Source organism: Amycolatopsis acidicola (assembly GCF_007713735.2).
GTDB lineage: Bacteria > Actinomycetota > Actinomycetes > Mycobacteriales > Pseudonocardiaceae > Amycolatopsis_E > Amycolatopsis_E acidicola.
In genome coordinates this window covers 40,044-64,030 of record NZ_VMNW02000046.1, presented here as the reverse complement: position 1 = coordinate 64,030, position 23,987 = coordinate 40,044, and the positions used below count along the sequence as shown (strand labels likewise).

Sequence of the window (23,987 nt, the reverse complement as noted above, 5' to 3'; positions counted from 1 at the left end):
CGGTGGGGCTGGTCAGGTGCGGGAAAGGCGCTTGGCGGGTGCCGGTGGTGGGTTCGGCGGCTCGGACGGCGCCGGGAATGTTGTTCAGCAGCGCCAAACGGCGGAAGCTCGGCGCTGCCGGGCCGGGCCGATGAGAACCCGGCAGTGTCGAAACGATGCCCACTCCAGCCAGTCCGCCTCTCACTGGACGGCTCGATTCACCGCGACCGCGACCGCGACCGCGACCGCGACAGCTGCCGAAGCCGAACCTCGCCTCGGCAGCCCGGCTCGGCCAAGCCAATCCAACCGGCCAGACCGCCGCCCGGCCGGACTCACTGGGACCGCGACAGGTGCCGAGGCCGTGCCCCGCGCCGGCTGCACGGCGCAGACAGCCCGGTCCCTCCGGCCCGCCCTTAGCCCGGCCGGACTCACCGGGACCGCGACAGGTGCCGAGGCCGTGCCCCGCCCGGCAGCCCAGCGCGGCCGACCTAAGCCACCCGGCCAGCCCCGCCGCCTGGCCAGCCCTACCACTCGGCCAGCCCCGCGCACGGTCCCCCGCCGCCCGGCCGGAATCACCGCGACCGCGGCAGCGCCGAATCCTCCGGGGCGTTCGGGAACTGTTGCCGGAGCAGCGGTTTCGCCAGCTTCCCCGAGAACGTGCGCGGCAGCGGGTCGGCCGAACCGACGGCGTACTTGGGCTGCTTGAACCGGGCCAGGTTGGATTCCGCGGCGGCGGCGAGCCGGTCGCGCACCGTGGGCACGTCCTGTTCGGTGCGAAAGACCACCATCGGCACCTCGCCCCAGTTGGCGTCGGGCACCCCGATCACTGCCAGTTCGAGCACACCCTCGATGCCCGAGAGCGCCTGCTCGATCTCGGCGGGATAGACGTTGAGCCCACCGGAGATGACCAGATCCTTGCTCCGGTCCACCAGTTTCAAAAACCCGTCCTCGTCCTGCAGGCCGAGGTCGCCGGTGCGCAGCCAGCCCTGCTGGATCGCCGCGGCCGTCTCTTCCGGGCGCTGCCAGTACGAGTTCATCACGTGCGGCCCGTAGACCATGACCTCGCCGACCTCGCCCGCCGGCAGCGTCTCGCCGCGTTCGTCGCCGATGCGGATCTGCGTGCCGAGCAGCGGCAGTCCCGCGAAACCCGGCCGCTTGACCGCGTCCTCGTACCGCATCGCGGCCACCAGCCCGGACGCCTCGGTGATCCCGTACACCTGGGTGAGCGGGATTCCCTGCGCGCGGAACGTCTCCAGCAGGTCCGTCCGCACCGGGGCGCCGCCCGCGCCGGCGAAGGTGAAGTTCGCCAGGTGCTTCTCGTTGAACCCGGGCAGCCGCGCCATCCGCTCCCAGATCACCGGCACCATCGTCGACGCCGTCACCTTGTGGTCGATGATCGCGGCCAGGCCCAGTTCGGCGTCGAAATCGCGCAGCAGCACCATCGTCGCGCCCGGGTAGACCACGAACTGCATGAACACCGAGATCCCGGACCCGGTGTACACGAGCGGCGCGGCGGCGAGCACCCGGTCGCGCCAGGTCAGGCCGTGCGCGACGGCCGCGGACTGGCCGACCGAAAGGATGCTCCGGTGGGTGAGCAGCGCGCCCTTCTGCACACCGGTGGTCCCGGACGTGTAACAGATGAACGCTGGATCCTCGTCGGCAAGCTCCACGGCCGGTGACGGTCCACTGTGGACCAGAAGCTGCTCGAACGACGGCAGGTCACTGTCTCCCGTGGCGAAGATGCCGAAGTCGAGCACTTCGTGCGCGGGCTCCAACAGCCCCGTCAACTCGGCCTCGGCGACCACGACCTTCGGCGCGGCGTCTTCCAGCATCGGCTGGAGTTCCTTGCCCAGCAGCCGGAAGTTCAGCGGCACACTGATCGCGCCGAGCTTGACGGTGGCGAGCATCGTCCACGCCACCTCGGGCCGGTTCTTCATCAGGATGCCCACGCGGTCGCCCTTGCGCACGCCCCGTTCGGCGAGCCCGCGGGCCAGCGCGTCGGATACCGCGTCGAGCTCGCCCCAGGTCTGGGTCTTGCCGTCGAAGATGATCGCCGGATGCTCCGGCCGGGTGCGGCCCCAGAAACGGACCAGGTCGTTGATGTTCACGTCTCGCTCCTCGTTGGGCGATGTGGCGGTCAGCCGGGTTCGGGTGGGGCTTCAGTACTTCGATGCGGTGTCGTGGTCGTATCCGGCGACGTGGCGGAGCACGTCGTAGGTGTCGGCGCCCAGTTCGGGCGGCATCCCGGGAGCGAACTCGTGACCGGTCAGCCGGACCGGCGAGACGAGCATTTCCAGTGGGCCGGTGGCGTCGTCACCGGTGGCGTAGGTGGTGGGCCTGGCCTGGAAATGCGGGTCGGCGGGAACATCGGCGAACGTGTTCACCGGGCCGCCCGCGATGTCGTGTTCGACGAACAGCTCGATCCACTCGGCCCTGGTGCGCGTCGCGAAAATCGACCGCAGCTCACGCCACACGGTTTCGGCGCGTTCGGCGGCACCCTCATCGGCGTTGCTCAGGTCGATCTCGCTCAGTTCCGGTTTGCCGACCGCTGCACAGAAATGGCGCCAGAACTTCTCAACGTGGGCGCCCATCAGGATCGCCGCGCCGTCCTTCGTGCGGTACGCCTCCAGCCGGGGCCAGTCGGGGAGCCGCCCGTCGGGCAGCCAGCCCGGCCGCGGCACGGTGCGCTGCTCGTTGAGTTCGGCGTCGACCCCGTCCGGGAGCCAGCCGGTGGCGACGTCGATCCCGGCAACGGCGAGGCTGCTGCCCTTGCCCGTTTCCCGTGCGTGCAGGATCGCGGCGAGGATGCCCATCGCGCCGTACGAGCCCAGCGCGTGCATCGCGATCGGCGGCGTGGTCGAACCCGCCATTCCTTCGGTGGGCGGGGTGTCCGGCGTGTTCACCTCGCGAAGCCCCGCATACGCGTCGAAAACCGGCCCGCCCGAGCCGAGCTTCCGGTACGGGCCTTCGGTGCCGAGGCCCGAGATCTGGCAGAACACCAGACGCGGGTTGGCTTCCGCGAGCACGTCGTAGCCGAGGCCGAGCCAGTCGAGATAGCCGGCGCGCGTGCCTTCGATGACGACGTCGCTTTCCCTGGCCAGATCACGAAAAGCGGCCTTGCCTGCTTCGTCGCGCAGGTCGAGCCGGACGCTCTTCTTGCCGCGGTTCCAGCGCAGGTGCAGGAAGGCCGGGCCGTCCGGGCCGCCGACGGCGAGCGCGCCGCCGGTGCGCACCGGGTCGCCCGCGCCGGTTTCCACCTTGATGACCTCGGCACCGAGATCCGCGAGATGGCCGCCGACCGACGAGGGCGCGAGCTGCGCGACCTCGAGGACCCGGATCCCGGACAGTAGCGAATAACCGCTCATGGCGTCCTTTCCGGCTTCGGAGCGGAAACCGGGCTCCGGAGCTTGGGTGGAGGGAGTATGACACGGACGAGAACCGCCGTCCATCTACTGACCGTAGGTGTATCGTCGCTGGTAGTGAAGGTTTCGTCGGCTATTGTAGCGTGAGACACTAGACAAGCAATGTCTCATGTACGCATACTTCGAACAACCCACCACGACGACGAGGAGCCCCAGCGTGAGTGTGCTCAACGAGGAAGTGGCCGCCCGGCTGACCGGTCACCTGCGCAACGACACGACCGATCTGGCTCCGTCCGATCTCCACGTGCCGATCTCGCATTTCGTGAGCGAGGAACGAGCGGCCGCGGAACGGGGCGCGCTCAAGCGCGTGCCGCTGATCGTGGCGCACGGATCGGAAATCGCGGCCCCCGGCGCCTTCATCACCCGTGAGGTACTGGGCATCCCGCTGATCATCGTGCGCAGGTCGGACGAGTCCGTCGCCGCCTACGTCAACATGTGCCGCCACCGCGGCGGCCGCGTCGAATACGAGGCCTGCGGCAGCAAACGCGTGTTCATGTGCCAGTACCACGGCTGGTCCTACGGCCGGGACAACGGCGAACTGCGGCACGTGCCGTACGAGGAGTTCTTCGACCCGATCGACCACAAGACGAACGGGCTGCACACGGTCAAGGCCGAGGAGGCCTACGGCTTCATCTGGCTCGACTTTTCCCACGACGAGAACCGCACGGTCGCCGAATACCTCGGCCCGCAGGTGGGCTCACAGCTCGACGAGTTCGCCCTGGACCGCTGCGAGACCTTCCTCGACCGCTCGTTCACCCTCGACATCAACTGGAAGATCGTGCTCGACGGCGCGATCGACGTGCTGCACCCGAAGTTCCTGCACCCCACGGGCGTCGGCAAGCTGATCGAGACGAACACCAGCGCGTGGGAGAGCTATGGCAGGCACGGGCAGTCGTTCAGCCCGCGCCGCAAGATGACCAAGCTGGTCAAGGAGAACGAGCAGCTCGACGGGCTGTGGAAGTACATCGGCAGCAACATGTTCATCTACCCGAACTCGATGGTGATCGCCGCCCCGGACCACGTCGAATTCTGGACCGTGTGGCCGGATGTGAACAACCCAAGCCGCTCCACCACGCACATCCGCTTCCTGGTGCGCCCGGAGATCCTCGACGAGGCGATGACGGCGCGGCTGAACAAGAGCTGGTCGATCCTGGAGCAGGCCGCCAAGGAAGAGGACTGGCCGATGGAGCAGACGATCCAGGAGAACTCGAAGGCCTGGCCGGACGGCTACTACCGGTACGGCCGCAACGAGCAGTCGTGCCAGCACCTGCACCGCCAACTCGCCCGTGACATCGACGGTGTCACCGGCTGAGCCCCGCTGCCTCCCGGCGACGACCCCTCGCCGGGAGGCAGCGGGCGTGTCAGACCGGCACGCACTCGTCGAGGAATCCCAGCAGGCCCTGGGCGAACACGTCGTTGTCGTCCCCGGCGACCATGTGGCCGGCGCCGTGCACGTCGATGAACTTCGCCTGCGGGATCAGCGTGAGCAGCTCGCGGGCGCCTTCCGGGCTCACGATGCGCGACTCGCTTCCGCGGACCAGCAACGCCGGAACCCGGATGGCGCGGGCCGCGGCGGTGGCACGGCGGGTCAGCTCGCGGGCCGTCTGCTCGGCGGACTTTCCTTCGCTGCGCTGGCCGAGGAACCGCGGATCCCAGTGCCAGTACCAGCGTCCGTCGCGTTCGCGGAGGTTCTTCCGCAGGCCTTCGGGGCGCGGCGGGCGCTTGCGGTTCGGGTTGTACGCCATCACCGCCTGCGCCGCGTCGTCGAGAGTGTCGAAACCGCCCATGCCCGAGCGCATGAAGTCGGTGATCTCGGCGCTGCCCTCGGGTTCGATGCGGGGAGTCACGTCGACCAAAACGACGCCGCGGGCCGTGCCGGGGTGTTCGCCCTCGGTGAGCAACGAAGTCATGCCGCCCATCGAGGCGCCGACGAGCACCGGTGGTTCGTCGAGCAGGGCCGTGACCGCGCGCAGATCGGCGATCATCGAGTCCTGGCTGTAGTCGGCGTCGGCGGCCCAGCCGCTTTCGCCGTGTCCGCGGGCGTCGATCGCGATGGACGTCCAACCGAACGACGCGAGCCGCGCGCCGGTCTGCTGCCAGGAATGGCGGGTCTGCCCGCCGCCGTGCAGGAGGAGCACGGTGCCTCGCCGCGGTTCCCCCGCGGGGGCGGTCCAACGGTCCGCCGCGAGCGTGACGCCGTGTCCCTCGATCTTGAGATGTTCCGGTGTGACGGACATTCGAGGGGTCTCCCTGCTGAGGTTTCTGTTGACAACACAAGCGTTTCCCTTCACTGTAAGGTCCATCTGACGAGACAAACAATTCTTCGTGTCTCGTGTCACCGAATTCTGGAGCCGACAGCATGAAACGACTCGAGGGCAAAGTCGCCTTCGTTACCGGAGCGGCACGCGGTCAGGGCCGGTCCCACGCGATCCGGCTGGCCGAAGAGGGCGCCTCCGTCATCGCGATGGACATCTGCCAGCAGATCCCGTCGGTGTTCTACCCGATGGCCACCAAAGAGGACCTCGACGAGACCGTCCGGCTGGTCACCGAAGCGGGCGGCGAGATCGTGGCCGCGGTCGGCGACGTGCGCCGCCGCGAAGACGTCCAAAATGTGTACGACCAGGGCATCGCGCGGTTCGGCAAGGTGGACATCGTGCTGCCCAACGCCGGGATCATGCCGGTGATCGGCCCCGGCGCCGAACCGCAGGCCTGGCACGACGGCATCGACGTGATGCTCACCGGCGTGTGGCACACCCTCGACGTCACCGTGCCCGGGATGGTCGAACGCGGCGAGGGCGGCGCGGTCATCATCACCAGCTCTGCCGCCGGGCTGACCAGCATGGGGCTCAGCACCTTGCCGGGCCAGGCGGCGTACAGCGCGGCCAAGCACGGCGTCGTGGGGCTCATGCGGTTGTACGCCAACCAGCTCGCGAAGCACAGTATCCGCGTCAACACCGTGCACCCGACCGGCGTCAATACGCCCATGGTCGCGAACGCGGAGTACGGCGAGTTCGTGAACTCGCACCCGGAAGTGGCCAACGACCCCGCGTACAAGAACCCGATGCCGGTGGAGCTCGTCGAAGCCGTCGACGTCAGCAACGCGATCGTGTACCTCGCCTCCGACGAAGCCCGCTACATCACCGGCGTCACGTTCCCCGTGGACGCCGGCTACCAGAACCGCTGACGAGTAAAGGAGTTCCCGCGAAATGACTACGGCAACGGAGCCGGCGCGGATCCTCGATCGCGACCAGGTGTTCCTCGGTGGCGCCTGGACGGATTCCGACGGTGGCGAGTCCTGCGACCTGATCGACCCGTGGACGGAGCGCCCGGCGACGCGCGTCCGCTACGCGTCCAAAAAGGACATCCAGCGCGCGGTGCGCGCGGCACGGGAGTCCTTCGACAAGGGGGACTGGTCCTCGAAGTCGATGGCCGAACGGGCCGACGTACTCGACGAAATCGCCAACCGGCTCGAAGCCCGTGTCGACGAGCTGACGACGTACGGCGTGGTCGAGGTCGGCGTGCCGGTCACGCTCAGCCGGATGACGCAGCAGATGAGCATCGGGCTGTTCCGCGCGGTCGCGAACGAGGCACGGGCCTTCTCCACGACGGAGGAGCGCAAGCGGGCCGACGGCGGGACCTCGCGGATCCTGCGCGAGCCGGCGGGTGTGGTGGCCGCGATCATCCCATGGAACGGGCCGCTCGGCACGGTCGCGTTCAAGGTCGCGCCCGCGCTGGCCGCCGGATGTTCGGTAGTGCTCAAGAGCTCGCCGGACGCGCCACTGGCACCCTCGGTGTTCGCCGACGTGATCGCGGAGCTGACCTCGGAAGGCGCGATCCCGCCGGGCGTGGTGAGCGTCGTGTGCGCGGACCGCGAGGATTCCGAGGCCCTGGTGACCGATCCGGGCGTCGACCAGATCACGTTCACCGGTTCGACCGCCGCCGGCCGCCGGATCATGAGCCTGGCCGGCGACCGCATCGCCCGGGTTTCGCTGGAGCTGGGCGGAAAATCCGCCGCCGTCGTTCTCGACGACGCCGACCTGGAGCAGGTGATGGCGTCGCTGCCGATGGGCGGTTGCATGCAGAGCGGGCAGGCCTGCATCGCGCTCACGCGCGTGCTCGTGTCCGCCAAGCGCCACGACGAAGTGGTCGCCGCGCTCAAGGCTGCGCTGGGCGCGCTGCCGATGGGCGACCCGTGGAACGAGGCGAACATCCTGGGCCCGCTCGCGATGGAACGCCAGCGCGACCGCGTCGAGGGCTACATCGCGTCGGCCAAGGAGGAAGGCGCCACGATCGTGCTCGGTGGCGGCCGGGGCAAGGAGGAGCACGGGTTCTTCGTCGAGCCGACGATCATCGACGGCGTCCGCAACGACATGCGGGTCGCGCAGGAGGAGATCTTCGGGCCGGTGATCTCCGTGATCACGTTCGAGGACGAGGACGACGCGGTCGCCATCGCCAACGACTCCGTGTACGGCCTCTCCGGCGCGGTGTACACGGCGGACCTGGAGCACGGGTTCGAGGTCGCGCGACGGATCCGGTCCGGGACGGTCAGCGTCAACTGCGCCGCCATGGACTTCACGCTGCCCTTCGGCGGCTACAAGCAGTCCGGCCTCGGCCGGGAGGGCGGAGTGGAAGGGCTCGCGGAGTTCTTCGAGACGAAGACCGTGCACCTGCCGCTCTGAGCTGAGAGGAGAAGACATTTGTCCCGACTGACGGGAAAGGTCGCCGTGGTCACGGGCGGGGCGAGCGGCATCGGTGCCGGCTCGTGCACCCGGTTCGTCGCCGAGGGCGCTCGCGTCGTGATTTCCGACGTCGACGACGAACGCGGTGAAACACTCGCCGCTGAGCTGGGCGAAGCGGCGGTGTTCCGGCACACGGACGTGACGAAAGAGGACGAGGTGGCCGCCGCGGTGCAGTACGCGGTGGACACCTGGGGCAGCCTGGACGTCATGTTCAACAACGCCGGCCGGGTCGGCCCCTGGACGTTCATCGAGGACACCACGGAGGCGGAATGGGACACCGCCTTCGCGGTCCTGTGCCGCAGCGCGTTCTTCGGGATCAAGCACGCCGCGAAGGTCATGCGGGAGCAGGGGCGCGGCAGCATCATCAGCACCAGCAGCGTCGGCGCGATCCGCTCGGGCTACGGGCCGCATCCCTACAGCGCCGCGAAAGCCGCGCTGCTGGGACTGACCCGCAGCGTCGCGGTCGAACTGGCGCCGCACGGGGTCCGGGTGAACGCCCTGATCCCGGGCGGCGTCGCGACCCGTATCGTCGGGCGCGGCGCCGGGCTCGACGGGGCCGCGCTGGACGCGAGCGTCGAGCGCATGCGCGCCGGCATCGCGGACATGCAACCGATCCCCCGTGCGGGCGAGCCGGCCGATCTCGCGGCGGCCGCGGTGTTCCTGGCGTCGGACGATTCCAGCTACTACACCGGCCAGGAACTGGTGGTGGACGGCGGAGTCACGCTCGGCCGGGCCTGGCCCGCGGCGACGATGAAGACCGCCGAGAAGGCCGCGGCGAAGCGCAGGGCATGAAAAACCGGGGTCGTGGCCGGAGTTCCCGGCCACGACCCCGGTTTCGTCAACGGACCCGCGGGTGGGTCTCCGCGAGCGTCGCATACGTCTGCCGCAGTTCACGCTTCGCGATTTTGCCGCTCGCCATCCGCGGCATCGGGCCGTCCACGAAAACGACGTAGCGCGGAACCTTGAAGTCCGCCAAGCGTTCGTTGCACCATTCGACCACGTCCGCCGCCGAGATCTTCCTGCTCGCGCGCACCAGGGCGGCCGGGGTCTCGCCGAACTTCCGGTCGGCCACGCCGAGCACCACGACCTCCTCGATGCCCGGCATCGCCTGCAGCACCATCTCGACCTCCATCGAGGAGATGTTCAGGCCACCGGAGATGATCATGTCCTTCATCCGGTCGACGAACGTCAGGTACCCCCGCTCGTCGAGCACGCCGAGGTCGCCGGTGTGCAGCCAGCCGCCCTTGAGCGCCGCCTTCGTGGCCTCGTCGCGATGCCAGTAGCCCGGCGTCATCCCGGGCCCGCGCAGCAGGATCTGCCCCTGCACCCCGGCCGGCACGTCCCGGTCGTTTTCGTCGACGACCCGGATCTTCGTGAAAATCCCGCCCCAGCCGCACTTTTCCGGATGCAGCGCCGCCTCCTCGCGCGGCATCGCGGTGGCCGAGCCGCCGATCTCGGTCTGCCCGTAGATCTGCCGCAGCGCGACGCCCTTGGGCTGCCACGCCTTCAGCAGTTCAACCGGAACGCGCGCGCCACCGACGTGGGCGGTGGTCAGCGAGGGGAACCCGGCCTCGGCGAACCCTGGCTGTTCGGCGATCTGCTCGAAGATGATCGGCGGTCCCGTCAACGTCGTGACGTGCTGGGTGCTCAGGATTTCGAGCGCACGCGGGGGGTCGAACCGGGGCTGCAGCAGCAGGGTGCCGCCGTTGAGCAGTACCCGCGCGATGCCCCAGATCAGCCCGGCCGCGCTGAACAACGGCAGCACCATCAGCACGCGCAGCGCGCACGGCTGGACCCCTTCGATGAGCGTCCATTCATGAGCCATGCCCGCGATCGAGTTGTGTGTGAACAGCACGCCCTTGGGCTCGCCGGTGGATCCGCTGGTGTAGACGATCGCCGTCGGGTCATCGAGGTCGGCGGCCTGCGGTGGCGCGGGCGGATGCGTGGCGTTCCGCAGCTGCCGCACGTCCGTTTCCAGTGTCCGGATTTCGAAGTCCGGATTCGCCGCGTGCACCTCGTCGACCCGCTCACGCAGGCTCTCCGAGCAGAACATCACACGGGGCTCGCAGTCGCGGACCAGCCCTTCGAGCTCGCGCGCGACCATGCGCTGGTTGAACGGCGCCACGATCGCGCCCACCTTGAACCCGCCCAGCGCGGCGGCGCACCACTCCAGGCGGTTACCCCCGAAGACCGACACGCGGTCGCCCGGCCGCACCCCGGCGGCAAGCAGGTCAGCGGCCACGCCGTCGGCCCAGGAGTTCAGCTCCCGGTAGGTCACCTCGTCGCCGTCGAAGTCGATCGCGACGAGGTCGGGGTTGGTTCGCGCCCACCAGGTCAGGGCGTCGGTGACAGAACCGCTCACAGGCCACTCCTCTGTGGACCGGAAGGAAATACTTAGCGAACGCTATATCAGCACGCGATTCCAGTCTACGATCGTTAGGTTACGGAGACAATGGCGGTCAGGAGCGTGACGCGATGGAAATCCGGCATCTCCGCTACTTCGTCGCGGTCGCCGAGGAGGGCGGCTTCGGCCGGGCGGCCGAACGGGTGGCGATGGCGACCTCGCCGCTCAGCCGCCGGGTGCGCGATCTCGAAGAGGAACTGGGCACGCCGCTGTTCGTCCGCGATTACCACCAGGTGTCGCTGACCGAGGCCGGCCAGGCACTGCTCCCGGAGGCACGGGCGATTCTCGAACGGTTCGACGCGCTGCCGTCGCTCGTGCCGCACTCGTCCGGCGGCACCGTGCTCGTGGTCGGGACCGCGCCCGAGGTGTCGCCCGGCCTGCGCACGCGGTTCCTGGACCTGGTGCGGGAGCGGCGTCCCGGGGTGGTCGTGCGGCAGCGCCCGGCGAGCACCGGGCCACTGGTCCGTGGGGTCGTCACCGGCGAGGTGGATCTCGCGTTCGTGCACGGCTCGGTCGACGACCCGCGGCTGGAATCGGTCGTCGTGGAATCGCAGCCGGTGCGAGTGGTGGTGGCGAAGGGGATCGGGTTCGACGGTCGCGAGTCCGTCGGTCTGGCGGAGCTGGCCCACCTGCCGTACACGTACCTGAAGGCCGCGGCCGCGCCGTTCGTGGTGCAGGCGACCGAAACCCTGTTGCGCCGCTACGGGGTGATGGGCCGCGCGCCGGTGAACGGTGGTCACGCGGACCTGGTGCCGCGGGTGTCGGCGGGGGAGGCGTTCACGATCTGTGGCGCGGAATTCGGTGCCACGCGGAAGGTTCTCCTTGACGAGCCGGTGGTGTTCCTGAAATTCGAGCACGACCGGATCAGGTTGCACACGAATGCCGTCTGGTGCCGCGGCCGTGATCGTGCGTTACACGGCCTGCCGCGGCTGGCCCGGTCGCTGGCGGGTACGTGACCGGAATGGTCACGTGTTCCTTGCCAACCTGGTCGTGGACATTTCCAGCCTTATGTCTCTAGGCTCGGGTGAATTGCGGAAGACCCGGTGCACCGTCGCACTGATTCCTTTGTGGACGGTGCGGAATCCCCGCGAACCACCCGACGTCCCAAGGAGTCTTCATGTCCCGTGCCGCTACGCCGAGAGCCGTCGTGCTGACGTGCCTCGCCGTCACCACGCTCGACGGGCTCGATCTCGCCATGTTCGGGGCAGTGCTGCCGACACTGCTCGAAAAGAAGGTCTGGGGCATGACCACCATCGAGGCCGGCCTGATCGGCAGCCTCTCGCTGATCGGCATGATGATCGGCGCGATGCTCGCCGGGTACCTGATCGACAAGGTGGGGCGGCGGCCGGTCGCGCTGCTGTGCGTGGCCTGTTTCAGCATTTTCACCGCGCTGTGCGCGATAGCCCCGAACCTGCCGATGTTCGCCGCGTTCCGGCTGCTCGGCGGCATCGGGTTCGGCGGCGGGCTGCCGACCGCGATCGCGCTGACGATGGAGTACGTCCCGCGGGCCCGCAGGCAGTTTTACAACGGCGTCATCCAGACCGGTTTCACCATCGGTGGGGCGCTCGTCGCGATCCTGGCGATCTTCGTGGTGCCTTCGCTGGGCTGGCAGGCGTTGTTCGCGTTCGGCGGCCTGATCGGGCTGGTGCTGCTCGCCATCGCGCTCAAAACGCTGCCGGAGTCGCTCACCTTCCTCGCCGGCCGCGGCCGCAGTGACGAAGCCGCGGCGCTCGCGGCCAAGTACGGGGTTTCGCGGGCGTCCGAGTCGGGCGCGGCGGCCGGCGCGCGGGTGGCCGAACGCGTTTCGCCGGTCAGGTCGCTGTTCGTGCCGGGTTTCCGGGTCGCGACGGTGCTGTTCCCGCTCATCTCCTTCTGCGGTCTGCTGTGCGCCTACGGGATGAACACCTGGATCCCGCAGATCCTGCGCTCCAGCGGCTACAACCTGGGTTCCTCGCTGACCTTCCTGCTCGTCTACTACGTCGGCAGCGGGATGGGCATGGTCGTGCTCAGCGGCCTCGCCGACGGGGTCGGCCCGCGCCGGATCGTGGGCGGAGGGTTCTTCTGCGGAGGGATCGCGGTGGCCGTGGTCGCGCTGCATCCGGCGCAGGCGTTCGTGTTCGTGCTGGTGCTGCTGATCGGGTTCTGCTCGTCTTCGCAGACCGCGCTGTCCGGATTCGTCGGTGTCTACTACCCGCCGAACGCCCGTGGGACCGCGCTTGGCCTGGCCGTCGGCCTCGGCAGGCTGGGCGGCGTCGTGGGGCCGATCATGGTCGGCACGCTCGTCGCGTCCACGGTGGGTTCGACCGGCACCTTCTACGCGTTCGCGGTGATCTGCCTCGTCGCCGCCGTGCTGACCGTGCTCGTGCCGCGCACCGGCCTGCTCGACCGCTCGGCCAAGAAGGAGGCCGCGGATGTTTCCCCGCTCTCTGCGTGAGGTCACCCCGGACTGGCTGTCCGGCGCGCTCGCTCAGCGGTATCCGGGCACGCGGGTCACTTCGGTCGTGCAGGACAAGGTCATCAACGGGATGGCGACGAAGGTCCGGCTGCGGCTGACCTACGACGACGCGGGCCAGGCGCACAAACTGCCGGACACGATGTGGCTCAAAACCGGTTTCGAATCCCACAGCGAACGTTCGGCGCTGCTCTACGCCTCCGAGGTCAATTTCTTCGCCGAGATCGCCCCGCTGGCGAACGCGAACCTGCCCGCCACCTACTACGAGGCGATCGACCCTGCCACCGGCAACGGCGTGCTGCTGCTCGAGGACCTCGGGCAGCGCGGCGTCCGGTTCGGCCACCCGCTGGAACCGGTCACCCCCGCCGTCGCTCGTTCGCTGCTCGACATTCTCGCGCGGCTGCACGCCCTGCCGACCACGACCGAACAGGTAGGGCGGCTCGGCTGGCTCAAGCCGGGCGGGGCGATCCACGCGGTCAACGTCGTCGACGAGTACCTGGATTTCTGGGACACCGCGTCGCAGCAGCCGCGGTTCGCCTTCGTCCCGGAAACCCTGCAAGATCGCGCGCGCATCCGCGCGGCGCTGAAGGATATGGAGGCGCAGGACCGCGCGAACCCGGCTTGGCTGGTACACGGGGATCCCCACCAGGGCAACGTTTTCTTCGACGCCGAGGGCAACGGTGGCTTCCTCGACTGGCAGACCGTCGCGCTGGGCCACTGGGCGTTCGACGTGGCCTATTTCCTGATCATGTCGCTCACCGTGGAGGACCGGCGCGAGCACGAACAGTCGCTGGTGCGCCACTACCTCGAGCGGCTCGCCGTGCATGCGGGACAGGCGCCCGGCTTCGAGGACGCGTGGCTCGACTACCGCCGTCACGCGATCTGGTGCTTCCTGACGGTGCTGTGCCCGGTCGAACGTCAGCCGGAGGAGGTCTGCCTGGCCAACGCGGAGCGCACCTGCGCGGCGCTGGCGGATCTGGCCACGCTGGATGGTTTCTGAAGGAGAAAACCGTGTTGAAAACTGATTTCGACCTCGACGACCTGGCCGCCCACCAGCCTCCCGACGACGATCCGCGCTGGCAGGAGAGCTTCTGCATCGTCTGGCACGACCCGGCGACCCGCAGCGGCGGCAACCACCACTTCAGCCTGTGGCGCAACCAGCGGCGCGCGGACATCTGGAGCTGGCTGGTGCTCGACGGCGTCGAGGTGGGGCGCGAGCAGATCAACGAGATCGCCATCCCCGACGGCGGTTTCGAGGACTTCCGCGTCGGCGGCCTGCGGCTGCGGACCTACGGCGACTTCGGGAAGTTCCGGCTGGACGTCGAACACGGCGACGTCAAGGCCGCGATCGACTACCACGCGTACTCGCCGCCGGTCGAGCTCGACTACGCGCGCGGCGGCGCCAGCCTCGGGAAGCGGCACATCGAGACGCTCGGCGCCGTCGACGTCGAGATCGCCGGGCGTCAGTTGACGGGCGTCGCTTTTCAGGACCACTCGTGGGGCAACCGCGAACTCGGGCGCAACCCGGCGGGGCAGTTCATGTTCGCGGTGTTCGGGCCGGACCTGATGACCTCGGTGTTCCTGCGCCAGACGCTGACCGGGCTCGACCAGGACGGCTGGATCCTCCGCAACGGCGCCCTCGAACAGATCCAGCGCGCCACCATCGCCGCCGAGGTCGGGAACGACGGGCTGTTCCCGATCCGCAGCCGGTGCGACATCTGGACCGCGACCGGCGGGACGCGGGTCAACGGCACCTTCCAGACCGGTGCCGTCGAGGGCGGCATCGGGTTGCTCGCGGGGGACGGGCTGATGGAGTTCGAGACCGGCGGAAGGCTCGGCGGCGGGATGCTCGAACTGAAGCCGCTGCGCGCGCCGTTGCCGGAGCACCAGCGGATCCTCAACCTGCCGTAAGGCGTCCGGGCGCATCCGGCCTCGGCGAGCCGGCGTCGCTCCGCGGGCGGCCTCCGGGGCGGGCCTTCGGCAGGCGGGCCACCTGCGACGGGAGGAGAGCTACTCCACGAGCGGAGGGCCACTCCACGGCGGAGAGCCACTCCACGGGGCGGAGGGTCACCCGGGCGGCCTCCGGATGGGTCACCGCACAGGCGGAGGGCCACTCACGGGTGGATATGCCACCCATGGCGGAAGTGCCACCCCACGGAGGGGTCACCCCATGTGCAGAGCGGCCACCCCGCGGGCGGAGGGACCACCTCGAGAGCGCAAGGCTATGCCCGGCGGAGGGTCCACACCCGGCGGAGGGTCCACACCCCGCGGGCGTGCGCTGGCGGAGGACCACTCTTCGGCGGGCACCCCAGGCGGGCACCCCAGGCGGGCACCCCAGGCGAGCGTTCCCAGCGGGCAGCCCCAGCGGGCAGCCCCAGCGGGCGGCCACCGCGCCGCGCCGCCTGCCGTCCTGGCGGGCGCCGCTCCACCTGCCAGGTGGCCCTCCGTTCTGGAGGGAGCGGCTCTGTCTGTCAGGTGGCCTCCTTCCTGGCGGGGCCGCTCCGTCTGTCAGGTGGCCCTCCGCCCTGGCGGGCGCCGCTCTGCCTGCCGCTGTCGGCCTCGTGGCGCCGTCCGCCCCCTCGCCCTCCCGGCGGCGCCGCTAGGGCGGGTTGCCCGTCCCGTCGGTGTGTTGGCCGCAGTCGGCCGGCAACACACATCCGCGCGCAGCCCAACACATCCCCGGGAGAGGCCAACACGCGAACAGGAGGCGCCAAAACAGCCTCAGGGCACCGATCCCACCCCCGCTCGGTGCCCAGCTCCACGTCGCGACTGTGATACAGTAGGCAGACTTTGTCTCATGTTCCATCGTGTGACGCAGGCCAACCCCGTTTGCTGGATTTATCTACTGCCATTAGGCTAGAATCGTCGTAATTGAGCGATCGGTAAACAGAAGGCGAAGAGTCATTGTGAAGACTGGCGAACAGCGACTCGAGCTGAAGGTCGCGAAGAAGGAAACCATCGCCGAAGGCGTCGCGTACCTGGTCCTGGCCGACCCGGACGGGGCCGACCTGCCGGAGTGGACGCCGGGCGCGCACATCGACGTCGAACTTTCCGACGAGGTCGTCCGCCAGTACTCCCTGTGTGGTGACCCCGACGACAGGTCCCGCTACGAGATCGCGGTGCTGCGCGAGCCCGCCGGGCGCGGCGGATCCGCGCGAGTCCACGACGAGGTGCACGAGGGCGACCTGATCGCCGTGCGCGGGCCGCGGAACCACTTCGAGCTGGTCGATGCCGACGAGTACCTGTTCATCGCGGGTGGCATCGGCATCACGCCGATCATGGCGATGGTGCGGCGTGCTGAAGCGTCGGGCAAGCCGTGGCGCCTCGTCTACGGCGGGCGGTCGCGCGCGTCGATGGCATTCCAAGACGAACTCTCGGCCACGTACGGCGACCGCGTGCTGTTGTGGCCGCAGGACGAGTCCGGGCTGATCGACCTCGAAGCCCACCTTGGCACGCCGATGACAGGTGTGAAGGTCTACAGCTGCGGCCCCGAGCCGCTGCTGGCCGCGGTGCAGGAGCGCTGCGTGGCGTGGCCTGCGGGGTCGCTGCACCTGGAACGCTTCAGCGCCGTCGTCCAAAACGACGGCGAGTCCGCGTCGTTCGAGATCGAGCTGGCGCAGGACGGTCGCACGCTGACCGTCCCCGAAGACCGCAGTGTGGTCGAGGTGCTCCATGACGCCGGGATCGACGTCCCGGTCTCCTGTCGGGAGGGCGTCTGCGGCACCTGTGAGACGGCCGTGCTGGACGGCATCCCCGACCATCGGGACGTCGTCCTGAGCGACGAGGAACGAGCCTGCAACGACTGCATGTTCCCCTGCGTCTCGCGGAGTCTGACCCCGCGCTTGCGCCTCGATCTGTGATACACCTAAAGGTATTAGGTAATACCCGAGCGGGAGGACCCCATCGATGTCGCTGGACCCACGTACCCCCGTCCTGGTCGGCGGCGGCCAGCTGAACCGGCGGGACGGTGAGCCGGAGCGCGAACCGGTGGCGCTGATCGCCGAAGCCGCGCGCGCCGCCGAGGCCGATTCCGGTGGTCGTGGCCTGCTTCGCGCCCTCGATTCGGTGCGCCTGGTCCGCATGCTTTCGTGGCGCTACCGCGACCCGGGCCGCCTCGTCGCTGACCAGCTCGGCGCGAGCCCGAAGCACACCGCGTACACCGGCGATGGCGGAAACAACCCGCAAGTGCTGCTCAGCGGCGCCGCGCTGGACATCGCCGCGGGCCGGGCGGACGTCGTGCTGATCGGCGGCGCCGAGGCGTGGCGCACGAGGATGAAGCTGCGCGCCGAAGGTAAGCGGCCCGAATGGACGGTGCAGGACGAGTCAGTGCCCAAGGCGCCCGTGTTCGGCGCGACCGAGCCGTTGCTGGGCGAAGGCGAGCATCGCATCGGCCTGGACCGGCCGTCCTCGGTGTACCCGCTGTTCGAGCAGTCGCTGCGGATCGCCGCGGGCCGCGGGATCGACCAGCACCTCAAGCACTGCGGCGAGCTGTGGTCACGGTTCAGCGAGGTCGCGGCGGGCAATCCGCACGCATGGACCACCCGGGCGCACAGCGCCGAGGAGATCGCCACGCCGTCGCCGTCCAACCGGTGGATTTCCTGGCCGTACCCGAAACTGATGAACTCCAACAACATGGTCGAGCAGGGCGCGGCCGTGCTGCTGTGCTCGGTCGCCGCCGCGGAGCGCGCCGGGGTTCCGCGTGAGAACTGGGTGTTCCCTTGGTCCTCGGCCGAAGCGCACGACACCTACGCGATCGCCGAGCGGCAGGCGCTGCACGCCTCGCCCGCCATCCGGATCGCCGGACGGCGCGCGCTGGAACTGGCCGGCACCCGCATCGAAGACCTCGGGCCCATCGACATCTACTCGTGCTTCCCGGCCGCGGTGCAGGTCGCGGCGGCCGAACTCGGGCTGCCGGTGGACGATCCCGCACGCCCGCTCACCATCACGGGCGGGCTGACCTTCGCGGGCGGGCCGTGGAACAACTACGTCACGCACTCGATCGCGACCATGGTCTCCAAGCTGCGCGAGGCCGGGGGCCGCGGGCTCGTCACCGCCAACGGCGGCTACCTGACCAAGCACGCGCTCGGCGTCTACAGCACCGAGCCGCCTGCCGAGGGCTTCCGCGCTGAAGACGTCCAGGCCGAAGTGGGCCGTGAGCCGAAAACCCGGGCACTGGATTCGTGGCAGGGCAAGGGCTCGTTGGAATCTTGGACGGTGGTGCACGACAGGTCGGGCGCGCCGGAGACGGCGTTCCTGGCGGTCCGCACCCCGGACGGCGCCCGCACGCTCGCGGTGAACCGCGAAGCCGATGTGCTCGCCATGCTGGTGTCCGACGACCTGGCCGGCGCCGCGATCGCCGTGCGCGAGGACGGCACCGGATGGCCGGAGGGAGTCCGATGATCACCTACGAATGGGCGGACTCCTGGCACGAGGAGCCGGAAGTCGTCGCGTTACTCGACGAGTCGGCCCGATTCGACGCCGAGCAGGGCTTCTCCGCGACGCCGCCGCAGCTCGATCCCGGTCCCGCCGGCCATGCCCGGCATCGCGAACTGGTCGCGTGGATGTCGCCGGAGGTCGGTTCGGTCACCCCGGGCCGCCGCTGCGCGGTGGCCTTCGCGCGAGTGTCCATCGGCGGCGACGGCGACGGTGTGCTCGAACTGCTGGTGCACCCCGAATTCCGCTCGCTGGGCGTAGGGACGCTGCTCGCGGAAGAGCTCGGTTTCGTCGTCGGCGAGCAGGGCTGGGCCGGGACTGGCGCGACCTCGCTGCGTACCTGGGCCCGGGGTTCGCATCCGGCCGCCGAGCGGATGGGCCGGCGGTTCGGCGCCGAGGTCGAGCGCAGCGTCTGGCGCATCGTGCGCCCGGGCAAGGCGCACGACCGGCTCCCGGTGGACAGCTTCGGCATCACCGTCGAGCCGGCCGGGGCCGAGCGGGAGAAACTGGCCCGCGTGAGCACGGCCTGGCTGGCGCCCGTCGATAAAAACGACGATGCCGAACTCCTTGTCGCGAAAGACAAAGAGGGAGCCGTCGTCGGCTTCGTGGCGCTGAACCTGCCGGGCGCGCCCGGCAGCGAAGGGCCGCGGCTGGGCACGATCCGCACCCTCGGGCTGGCACCCGGCGCCGACGAACACGCGGCGCGGGCGACGTTGCTCAGCCACGCCGTCGATCACCTGACCGAGGCCGGCGCGCGCGAGGTGGACATGCTCGTGAACGCCGTGGGCGACGACCTCGTCCGTACCTGCCGGGTGCTCGGGTTCCACCATGACCAGACCGATCTCTGCTTCCGCGTCCCACTCCGGAACGCTTGAAGCCATAAACCTAATGACATAAGATAAGAATTCTAGGATGGGAGGTGTCGTGTCCGAATACGACGTCGAGCGCGAGAAACGTATCCGCCGTCTGCTGACCCACCTGCGGGACGGGACCACTGACCAGTTCGACGGCATGGTCGAGTTCGGTCCGGGTGAGTTCACCGATCCGGCGGTCGCCAAACGTGAGCGCGACCTGATCTTCGGCCGGGTGCCCTCGATCGTGGCGCACGGCTCGGAGATCCCCGAGGCGAACAACTTCCGCACGATCCGCATGCCGCGCAACAACGTGATCATCGTGCGGCAGCGCGACGGAGGCGTGAAGGCCTTCGTCAACCAGTGCCGCCATCGCGGTGCGCTGCTGGAGGAACAGCCCGAAGGCAAATGCCGGCTGTTCTCCTGCGGCTACCACCGCTGGTCCTACGACACCGACGGCAAGCTGCGCACGATCACCCGGGAGAACACGGTCGGCGAGTTCGACCACGACAAGTTCCGGCTGATCGAGCTGCCGGTCGAGGAGCGGCACGGGTTCATCTGGCTGGTGGACAAGGCCGGCGCCGAGATCGACGTGGCGTCCTGGCTGGGCCCTGAGGTGGACCGGATCATGGCCGGCTACCACCTCGAGGACCTGGTGTCGTTCCGGTGGGAGGGCTTCGACGAGCCGGTCAACTGGAAGGTCATGCAGGACGCCTTCGTCGACGGCTACCACATCCAGTACGCCCACCCGAACACCGCCGGCAAGATCATCCACACCAACGTCTACGCCTTCGAGGACTTCGGCAGGCATGCCCGCTGGCTGGCGCCGCGCAAGACGATCGACCGCTGGATCGACGAGGACCCCGGCGACGAGAGCCTGGCCCGGCACGTCACCGAAAGCCACTTCCTGCTGCCGAACAGCACCCTCCTGAGGCTGCCGGACGACCACTTCGAGCTGCTCACCTTCCGCCCGCACCCGCGTGATCCCGGGCGCTGCTGGATGGAGATGCGAGTGCTGGTGCCGCCGCTGGAGACGACGCCGTTCGACAAGGAGAAGTGGACGCGGCGCTGGGAGAAGAACTGGCAGATCCTGCTGGACGTGCTGCACCAGGAGGACTTCCCGCTGCTACGCAGCTCGCAGGAAGCGATGTTCTCCGAGGACGCCGGGCAGATGCTGTACGGCCGCAACGAGACCGGCAACCAGGTGTTCCATCGCGAGGTCCAGAAACTCCTGGCCCAGTAAGGGGAAACAGTGACAACGACGTCCGGGCCCGCTGCTTTGTACGAGCGTCGGGGACATGTCGGCATCGTGACGTTGAATCGTCCGACGGCGCTCAACGCCGTCAATGCCGAACTGGCCACCGCGGCGGGCGAAGCGCTCGCGGCGGCCGACGCCGATCCTGAAGTGCGCGCGGTCGTGATCACCGGCGCGGGCCGGGCGTTCTGTGCCGGCGCGGACCTGAAGGAGGTCGCGCGCCGGCGGTCCATCGACTCGCCCGAACATCCCGAATGGGGTTTCGGCGGGATCGTGCGGCACTGGATCGCGACGCCGACCATCGCCGCCGTCAACGGGTTCGCGCTCGGTGGCGGCACCGAGATCGTGCTCGCGTGCGATCTCGCGGTGGTCGACGAAACGGCCGAGCTGGGACTGCCGGAAGTCCGGCGGGGCCTGATGGCCGCCGCCGGTGGCGTGCTCCGGCTGCCGCGGCTGGTCCCGATGAAGATCGCGCTCGAAATCGGTCTCACCGGGCAGCCCGTCAGCGCGGCGAAGGCCGCCGAACTCGGCCTCGTGAACCGCACGGCGCCACAAGGGAAAGCGCTGGAGGTGGCGCTCGAACTCGCCGAGACGATCGCCGCCAACGCGCCGGTTTCCGTGCGCGAGACCAAACGCGTCATGCACGAAAGCCGGGAAGCCGGTTCGGACTGGGGCGACGAGATCTGGCGCCTCAACACGGACGCGATGCGCACAGTCATGCGCTCCGAGGACGCGAGCGAAGGGCCGCGCGCGTTCGCGGAGAAGCGCGCGCCACGCTGGAGCGGCCGATGACCACCGTGGAGGAGAAAGTGTTCCCAGGAGTTCCGGCGGACCTCGTCGAGGTCGCCGAACGGCACGGCCGCGTCGTCGCCGCGGGTGACAACAAGGCGATCCTCGCCGACTTCCGGCCCGACCGGGTCGCCCAGCTGATCGCGTCGGCGTCGCTGCCGCCCGATCTGGTCAAGTCCGAGTTGCTCGACCTGCGCCCCGAGGGCGACCTGTTCGCCGCCCGCATCCGCTACACGGCGGCCGACGGTTCGGAGACCGTGCTGCGTTCGCGGTGGATCCGGCTGCCGGAGGGCTGGAAGGTCACCCAGGTCCGGAACCTGCCCGCGACGCCGCCGCGGATGCACACCATCGGCCCAGCGGAGGACGGGCACGACACCCCGCACTGGGAAGGCCTGCGCGAGGGCGAACTGCGTGTCCCGCAGTGCGATGACTGCGGGAACTGGATTTGGCCCAAGCGGCCGATCTGCCCGCGCTGCCACAGCTTCAAGGTTTCGTGGAAAGCCGTCGAGCCGACCGGGAAGGTCTTTTCCTGGACCCGGACCTGGCAGCCGTTCGCGCCGGAGTTCTCCGGGCACCTGCCGTTCGTCACCGTGCTGGCCGAGCTGCCCCAGGCCGGCGGACGCCGTCTGCTGGGCATCCTGCTCGACGCCGACGGGGTGGATCCCCAAGTGGGACAACAGGTTCAGGCCGAGTTCGAGGCCTCGCCCGACGGTGGCTGGCCGGTGCTGCGCTGGCGCCTGAGCAAGGAGGAATCATGAACGCGTTCCGGGGCGCCGCCGCGGTCGTCGGCATCGGCAGTCCGCGCTACCACAAACGGGGCACCAGCGAGGATTCCGCGCTGACGCTCATCCTCAAGGCGATCCTCGCCGCCTGTGACGACGCGGGCGCCGACCCGCGCGGCATCGACGGGTTCGTCTCGTACGCCAACGACCTCAACGAAGGCATCGCCGTGGGCGCCTCGCTGGGTGTCCGCGAGGTCCGCTGGTCGACCATGATCTGGGGCGGTGGCGGTGGTGGTGTCGCCGCGGCGATCAACGCCGCGGCCGCCGCGGTCGCGAGTGGACAGGCCGAATGCGTTGCGGTGTACCGGGGAATCACCGAAGCCGACGACGGGCGGCAAAGCTACGGCAAGGGACATTTCCCGCCGTTGCTGACCGCGCACGGCATCGTGACGCCCGCGCAGATCTGCGCGTTGCGCACCCAGCGGCTGCTGGAGGCGGACGGGGTTCCGCGTTCGGCGATGGAGGCCCTGACCGAGGTCGCGTACCTGAACGCGCAGCAGAACCCGGACGCGGCTGCCTACGGGAAACCGCTCGACCCCGAGGTGTACGCCGACTCGCGGTGGATCGCGGAACCGTTGCGGCTCTACGACTGCTCGCGTGAGAACGACGGCGCCAGCGCTCTGCTCGTGGTGTCGGCGGAACGCGCGAAGGAGTTCGCGAAGCCGCCCGCCTACGTGCTTTCCGGCGTGCAGGGCGCGGGTCCGGACTGGAGCGAGCAGATGGAGAACGACGCGGCGTACACCAGCGCCGGTTTCCATCCCGCTCTCGTTTCGCGGATGTGGAACAACGCCGGCCTCAAAGCGGGCGAGGTCGACGTCGTCCAGGTGTACGAGAACTTCACCGGTCCCGCGGTCGCGTCGCTGATCGACACCGGCCTGTGCCCGCCCGGCGCGGCGGCGGGCGAGTTCATGACCGTGGACAATCTCCGTGCCCCGGACGGGAAACTGCCCGTCAACACCTCCGGCGGCAACATCGCGGAGGGTTTCGTGCACGGCATCGGGCTGGCGGTGGAGGCGGTGCGGCAGATCCGCGGCACCTCGTCGAACCAGGTCGCGGACGCGAACGTTTCGCTACTGCTCGGCGGGCCGATGGCGCCCTTGGTGAGCGCGACCGTGTTCGGCTCCGAGGCGGCCCTATGAGCCGCGTCGCGCTGGTGACCGGCGGGGCGCGCGGCATCGGCGCGCATATCTCGCGGCGGTTGGCGCGCGACGGGTTCACCGTCGCAATCAACTACCGGGGGAGCGCGGTCGAGGCGAAGGAACTGGTCACCGAGATCGAAAACGCCGGTGGCCAAGCCGGCGCGATCCAGGCCGACATCGCCGACGCCGAAGCGGTCGACGCGATGGTGGCCGAAATCCGGGAACGCTGGGGCGCGCCGACCGTGCTGGTGAACAACGCGGGTCTCAACCTCGCCGCCTCCGTGCGTTCGCAGGCGCCCGCGGACTGGGACCGTGTCATCGGGGTCAACCTGAGCGGCGCGTTCTACTGCACGCACGCGGTGCTGCCCGGGATGTACGAACGTCGCTGGGGCCGGGTCGTCTTCACCGGCAGCCCCAGCGCGGAGCGCACGCCCACGCCGACCACCAGCGCGTATGCCGCGGCGAAGGCCGGGCTGGCGGGGCTGTGCAAATCGCTGGCCAAGGAGGTCGCGCGGCGGGGGATCACGGTCAACACCGTCGTTCCCGGCTACGTCGACACGGAAATGGTCCGCTCCGAGGGCGCACAGACGGTCGAGATGCTGGCACGCAATTGGCCCCTGATCCCCGGCGACGCCATCGCGGCGACCGTCGCCTTCCTGACCACTGATGACGCCCAGTACATCTCCGGCGAGGAAGTCGGAGTTTGGCAAGGCGGACCGAAGAGCTTGGGCTGAGGAGAACA

At 69.3% G+C, this 23,987-nt stretch carries 20 protein-coding genes; 16 read left to right on the top strand and 4 right to left on the bottom strand.

What is annotated here, in order from left to right; translation table 11 throughout:
• Positions 1 to 551 precede the first annotated feature (551 nt).
• Positions 552 to 2,087, bottom strand: coding sequence for a class I adenylate-forming enzyme family protein (locus FPZ12_RS26825; protein WP_144761627.1), 1,536 nt, complete (start codon positions 2,085 to 2,087; stop codon positions 552 to 554).
• Positions 2,088 to 2,138: 51 nt separating this feature from the next.
• A complete protein-coding gene (locus FPZ12_RS26820; RefSeq protein ID WP_144761630.1) occupies positions 2,139 to 3,344 on the bottom strand; it encodes a CaiB/BaiF CoA transferase family protein in 1,206 nt (401 codons plus the stop codon).
• 214 nt (positions 3,345 to 3,558) lie between these two features.
• On the opposite strand from FPZ12_RS26820, the gene FPZ12_RS26815 reads away from it, so the two are divergent.
• Positions 3,559 to 4,713 carry an aromatic ring-hydroxylating oxygenase subunit alpha gene (locus FPZ12_RS26815; protein ID WP_166462919.1) on the top strand — a complete coding sequence of 385 codons (1,155 nt, stop codon included), beginning with the start codon at positions 3,559 to 3,561 and terminating at the stop codon, positions 4,711 to 4,713.
• A 49-nt stretch (positions 4,714 to 4,762) separates the two neighbouring features.
• Here FPZ12_RS26815 and FPZ12_RS26810 read toward each other — a convergent pair whose 3' ends face one another.
• Entirely contained in the window at positions 4,763 to 5,638 is an 876-nt protein-coding gene (locus FPZ12_RS26810; protein WP_144761636.1) for an alpha/beta fold hydrolase, read from the bottom strand.
• 122 nt (positions 5,639 to 5,760) lie between these two features.
• Here FPZ12_RS26810 and FPZ12_RS26805 point away from each other — a divergent pair, with 122 nt between their 5' ends.
• From FPZ12_RS26805 to FPZ12_RS26795, 3 genes are read left to right on the top strand one after another with little or no spacing between them, the layout of a single operon-like run.
• Entirely contained in the window at positions 5,761 to 6,585 is an 825-nt protein-coding gene (locus FPZ12_RS26805; protein WP_144761639.1) for a mycofactocin-coupled SDR family oxidoreductase, read from the top strand.
• Between the two features lie 22 nt (positions 6,586 to 6,607).
• Positions 6,608 to 8,080 (top strand): aldehyde dehydrogenase, encoded by a 1,473-nt coding sequence (locus tag FPZ12_RS26800; protein ID WP_144761642.1) that lies wholly within the window; start codon positions 6,608 to 6,610, stop codon positions 8,078 to 8,080.
• An 18-nt stretch (positions 8,081 to 8,098) separates the two neighbouring features.
• Positions 8,099 to 8,932 (top strand): glucose 1-dehydrogenase, encoded by an 834-nt coding sequence (locus FPZ12_RS26795; protein ID WP_144761644.1) that lies wholly within the window; start codon positions 8,099 to 8,101, stop codon positions 8,930 to 8,932.
• 46 nt (positions 8,933 to 8,978) lie between these two features.
• On the opposite strand, the gene FPZ12_RS26790 is transcribed toward FPZ12_RS26795, so the two are convergent.
• Positions 8,979 to 10,502 (bottom strand): class I adenylate-forming enzyme family protein, encoded by a 1,524-nt coding sequence (locus tag FPZ12_RS26790; RefSeq protein ID WP_144757643.1) that lies wholly within the window; start codon positions 10,500 to 10,502, stop codon positions 8,979 to 8,981.
• A 113-nt stretch (positions 10,503 to 10,615) separates the two neighbouring features.
• On the opposite strand from FPZ12_RS26790, the gene FPZ12_RS26785 reads away from it, so the two are divergent.
• The 12 genes from FPZ12_RS26785 (at position 10,616) to FPZ12_RS26730 (ending at position 23,979) form a co-directional block, all read left to right on the top strand.
• Entirely contained in the window at positions 10,616 to 11,500 is an 885-nt protein-coding gene (locus tag FPZ12_RS26785; RefSeq protein ID WP_144757642.1) for a LysR family transcriptional regulator, read from the top strand.
• 161 nt (positions 11,501 to 11,661) lie between these two features.
• The gene (locus FPZ12_RS26780) at positions 11,662 to 12,978 is read left to right on the top strand and encodes an MFS transporter (RefSeq protein WP_144757641.1); all 1,317 of its coding nucleotides are present in this window, start codon (positions 11,662 to 11,664) and stop codon (positions 12,976 to 12,978) included.
• On the top strand, positions 12,956 to 13,996 hold the full coding sequence (locus tag FPZ12_RS26775; protein ID WP_144757640.1) for a phosphotransferase: 1,041 nt from the start codon (positions 12,956 to 12,958) through the stop codon (positions 13,994 to 13,996). The genes FPZ12_RS26780 and FPZ12_RS26775 overlap by 23 nt, the downstream gene beginning before the upstream one ends.
• Before the next feature lie 11 nt (positions 13,997 to 14,007).
• Positions 14,008 to 14,907, top strand: a complete 900-nt coding sequence (locus FPZ12_RS26770; protein ID WP_144757639.1) for a DUF7065 domain-containing protein — start codon at positions 14,008 to 14,010, stop codon at positions 14,905 to 14,907.
• 995 nt (positions 14,908 to 15,902) lie between these two features.
• Positions 15,903 to 16,856, top strand: a complete 954-nt coding sequence (locus tag FPZ12_RS26765; protein ID WP_144757638.1) for a PDR/VanB family oxidoreductase — start codon at positions 15,903 to 15,905, stop codon at positions 16,854 to 16,856.
• 46 nt (positions 16,857 to 16,902) lie between these two features.
• Positions 16,903 to 18,396: an acetyl-CoA acetyltransferase gene (locus FPZ12_RS26760; protein WP_144757637.1), complete on the top strand. Its 1,494-nt coding sequence runs from the start codon at positions 16,903 to 16,905 to the stop codon at positions 18,394 to 18,396.
• A complete protein-coding gene (locus FPZ12_RS26755; RefSeq protein ID WP_144757636.1) occupies positions 18,393 to 19,304 on the top strand; it encodes an N-acetyltransferase in 912 nt (303 codons plus the stop codon). Before FPZ12_RS26760 ends, FPZ12_RS26755 begins: the two co-directional genes overlap by 4 nt.
• Before the next feature lie 37 nt (positions 19,305 to 19,341).
• Positions 19,342 to 20,523, top strand: coding sequence for an aromatic ring-hydroxylating oxygenase subunit alpha (locus FPZ12_RS26750; protein WP_144757635.1), 1,182 nt, complete (start codon positions 19,342 to 19,344; stop codon positions 20,521 to 20,523).
• 66 nt (positions 20,524 to 20,589) lie between these two features.
• A complete protein-coding gene (locus FPZ12_RS26745; protein ID WP_341771234.1) occupies positions 20,590 to 21,327 on the top strand; it encodes an enoyl-CoA hydratase-related protein in 738 nt (245 codons plus the stop codon).
• Positions 21,324 to 22,082 (top strand): Zn-ribbon domain-containing OB-fold protein, encoded by a 759-nt coding sequence (locus FPZ12_RS26740; RefSeq protein ID WP_243770043.1) that lies wholly within the window; start codon positions 21,324 to 21,326, stop codon positions 22,080 to 22,082. The genes FPZ12_RS26745 and FPZ12_RS26740 overlap by 4 nt, the downstream gene beginning before the upstream one ends.
• Complete coding sequence (locus tag FPZ12_RS26735; protein ID WP_144757633.1) at positions 22,079 to 23,245, top strand: thiolase C-terminal domain-containing protein; 1,167 nt, start codon at positions 22,079 to 22,081, stop codon at positions 23,243 to 23,245. The genes FPZ12_RS26740 and FPZ12_RS26735 overlap by 4 nt, the downstream gene beginning before the upstream one ends.
• Entirely contained in the window at positions 23,242 to 23,979 is a 738-nt protein-coding gene (locus FPZ12_RS26730; protein WP_144757632.1) for an SDR family NAD(P)-dependent oxidoreductase, read from the top strand. The genes FPZ12_RS26735 and FPZ12_RS26730 overlap by 4 nt, the downstream gene beginning before the upstream one ends.
• Positions 23,980 to 23,987: the final 8 nt, after the last annotated feature.